This window comes from Xinfangfangia pollutisoli, assembly GCF_020179405.1.
Lineage (GTDB): Bacteria > Pseudomonadota > Alphaproteobacteria > Rhodobacterales > Rhodobacteraceae > Pseudogemmobacter > Pseudogemmobacter pollutisoli.
Genome location: NZ_JAICBZ010000169.1, coordinates 1 through 2,105, shown reverse-complemented (window position 1 = coordinate 2,105; position 2,105 = coordinate 1). Strand labels below are relative to the sequence as shown.

Here is a 2,105-nt window from a genome sequence, read left to right as displayed (position 1 = left end):
GCCGCAGGGGCCGCGCGGCACGGCCTCGCTTCTGCCCTATGTGATCGGGCGCTATGCGGCCGACTGGGCGCTGGTCCGGCTGGGACCGGGCCCGCAGATCGCGGCAAGCGGCCGGCTGGAGGCCGATCTTCTGCCCGGCACGCCCGCGCTGGTCGTGGCCGATCCGGCCGACCCGGAACCGCCCGGGGCGCGGATCCTGTCTCCCGACGGCAGCCTGCTGCTTGAGGTCTTTGCCGGCCACTACCGGCTGCGCGACCGTGCGACGGGCGAGACGGTGCTGAAAGCCGAGGGGCTGGAGCCGCGGTTTTCGCCGACCGGGCGTTTCCTGCATGCCTTCCGCAGCGAGAGCCTGGCCGGGGCGCAGGGGCAGGACTGGCTGTATGGCGATCTGCAGGTCCATGACCTGCTGTCGGGGGAAGAAGTCTATGCGATTCGCCAGGCCGGCGGGGCAAGCCGCGGCACCTTCATCACCGGGCTTCTGTGGTCGCCCGGGGACAGCTATCTGGCGGTGATCTTCGAGGCGCAGGGCGCGCTTCTGGTCAAGCCGATGCTGTCAGGGGCGCCCGCGCAGGGCGATGAATACAGTTGCGGCGCCTGTTCGCCCTGGGACGAGGGCGTGATCCGCATCAGCGCCGAAGGCGCGGGGCAGCTTGTGACCGGCGCGGCCTGGGGCGGCGAGGCAAGCTCGATCTACCGGCCGGGCCGCGTGACCGAAGTTGCGGGCCGGGCCGAGGGCGCAGTGGGGCCGGTGTTCGAGATGCTGGGCCTGCCGCGGGCCAGCTGGCTGGACGAGGGGCGCGCGGGTGCGCCCGGCGTGCCGGCTTTGGTGGCGCCGCTGGTCCTGGACGCGGCCGATCCGGCGGCGCCGGGCCTGGCGATTGCGGTGACCAGCCGCGCCGCCGTGCCGATCGAGGGCGAGGAAGAGGCGCTGCAGCAGCCGGCACGGGCCCGGATGGTGCAGCGGCTGGAGGAGATGGGTCTGGGCCTTGTGCCGGCCCTGGCGCTGGATCATCGGCGCATCCCCAGCGAAGCCGCGCGATTCTGGGCGGCGCAGGAGGCCGATGCCGCGGCGGATCCCGATGCCGATCCCGGTGCCGATCCCGAGGCCGAGCCTGACGCCGATGTCGAACCTGAGGACGATGTCGAGGAACCCGCCGATTGGCGGATCGAGGGCGGCTATTATTTCGATACCGGACGGGCGGCGCTGGAGGCGGGGCTGGCCGATCCGGCCGAGGCCGAGGCGCTGACCCTGCTGGCGCTGGGGGCGATGGACTCGCCCTGGTGTCAGGTCTCGCGCGCGGAAGCCGCCGATCTCTGGACCTGGCGCGGCGCGGGCGGGCGGCTGGGGCAGATCCTGCATATCCAGTGCCGCACTGGCAGCGGCTACAGCCCCGAGGGCGTCTTGTACCTGATCCGCCCTGCGACCGGCACGGCGCCGGCGCTGCTGGTGGAACTGGCCGGAGGCTGGGGCGGCGAGGATCCCGAGGAACAGCCCTCGGCCCTGGCGCCGCCGGGCGGGGCCTTTCCCCTGGCGGCCCATGCCCGGCTTTGGGCCGGCCGGCTGGGCCCCGACCGGATCGCGCTGGCCGGGATCGACGGGCGGGCGGTGGTCTTCGATGCGCGCAGCGCCGCGGTCGAGCGGGCCTTGCACGACCTGCCGGCGCCGGATCAGATCCTGTCGCTGGGCCTGACCCAGACCGGCGGCCATCTGTTCCAGCAGCAGGCCGACGGGCAGTTCCATGTCTTCGCGGCGGCGGACGGGGCGCGGCTGCTGGACGGGGTCTATCTGGACGACGAGGTGGTGATCAGCGACCCGGCGCTGCGCTATGACGCGACGCCCGAAGGCGCCTCGTATCTGGCCGCGCGCTTTCCCGGCGATCGCGGGTTGTACAGTCTGGACCAGCTGGGCGCCGAGATGCGGGTGCCGGGCATGGCCGCGGCGGTGCTGGAAGCCGGGCAGGCGGCCCCCGCGGGCGGGCTGGCGGTGACCCGCCTGCCGCCGCGGCTGGCGCTGCTGCAGGGCCAGGATGGCACGGCACGGATCGAGGCCTCGGCCCCGGCGGGCCTGGCCGCGATCACGCTTTATCGCGACGGGGTGGCGGTGG

The 2,105-nt window shown here is 73.8% G+C and carries 1 protein-coding gene; it reads left to right on the top strand.

Annotated elements, in window-relative coordinates; genetic code table 11:
• Positions 1-2,105: hypothetical protein (locus tag K1Y73_RS21820; protein WP_225030516.1), on the top strand; the 2,105-nt coding region annotated here is incomplete at both ends.